This is a genomic window from Pseudomonas sp. NPDC088885 (genome assembly GCF_044750025.1).
Lineage (GTDB): Bacteria > Pseudomonadota > Gammaproteobacteria > Pseudomonadales > Pseudomonadaceae > Aquipseudomonas > Aquipseudomonas rustica.
The window spans coordinates 1-1040 of sequence record NZ_JBIVJB010000266.1; the positions used below are offsets into that span (position 1 = coordinate 1).

At 54.8% G+C, this 1040-nt stretch carries 1 protein-coding gene and 1 pseudogene; both read left to right on the forward strand.

Annotated features, from left to right (window positions below; all coding sequences use genetic code 11):
• A partial coding sequence (gene cyoA / locus ACIP1X_RS29120) for a ubiquinol oxidase subunit II (protein ID WP_400756006.1) occupies window positions 1–818 on the forward strand: 818 nt, incomplete at its 5' end.
• Between the two features lie 3 nt (window positions 819–821).
• Window positions 822–1040 (forward strand): annotated as a pseudogene (locus ACIP1X_RS29125) (cytochrome o ubiquinol oxidase subunit I); the annotation flags it as partial.

Sequence of the window (1040 nt, forward strand, 5' to 3'; positions counted from 1 at the left end):
TGATCATCACCGCGACCCTGCTGATGCTGTTGGTCGTTGTGCCGGTTATCGTCATGACCTTCCTGTTCGCCTGGAAATACCGCGCGTCGAACAAGAACGCCGTCTACACCCCGAAATGGTCGCACTCGACCAAAATCGAAGTGGCGGTGTGGACCATCCCGGTTCTGATCATCATTGCCCTGGGTTACATCACTTACATCTCGACTCACGAGCTGGATCCGTATCGTCCGATCGAATCCGACGTCAAGCCTGTGACCATCGAAGTGGTCGCGCTGGACTGGAAGTGGCTGTTCATCTACCCGGAACAAGGCATCGCCACGGTCAACAAGATCGTGTTCCCGGCGCACACGCCAATCAACTTCAAGATCACCTCTGACGCTGTGATGAACTCGTTCTTCATCCCGGGTCTGGGCGGCCAGATCTACGCGATGGCGGGCATGCAGACCAAGCTGCACCTGATCGCTGACCGTAACGCTGAAATGGACGGTATCTCCGCCAACTACAGCGGCGCGGGTTTCACCGGCATGAAGTTCAAAGCTATTTCCACCACTCAGGAAGATTTCGACGCCTGGGTAAGTGAAGTCAAGAAGTCACCTAAACAGCTTGATCAAGCTGAATACGCAGCCCTTGCCAAGCCAAGCCAGAACAACCCAGTCGAGCTCTACTCCTCGGTCACGCCGAACCAGTTCCAGATCATCGTCGACAAGTACGAAGGTATGAAGCCGGGCAAGCCGCTGAAGCACGAGAAGAAAGAGAAAGAAGTGGCGGCCACGGAAATTGACTCGAGTTCGCATTCAGCTGCCGGGGCAGAGGAGTAAACGATGTTTGGTAAATTAAGTTGGGAAGCAGTCCCATTCCACGAGCCGATCGTGATGGTGACCATCGCCATGATCGCCCTCGGTGGTCTGGCGCTGTTCGCTGCAATCACCTACTTCAAGAAGTGGACGTACTTGTGGACCGAGTGGCTGACTTCGGTTGACCACAAGAAAATCGGCGTGATGTACATCATCGTCGCCATGGTCATGCTGCTGCGCGGTTTT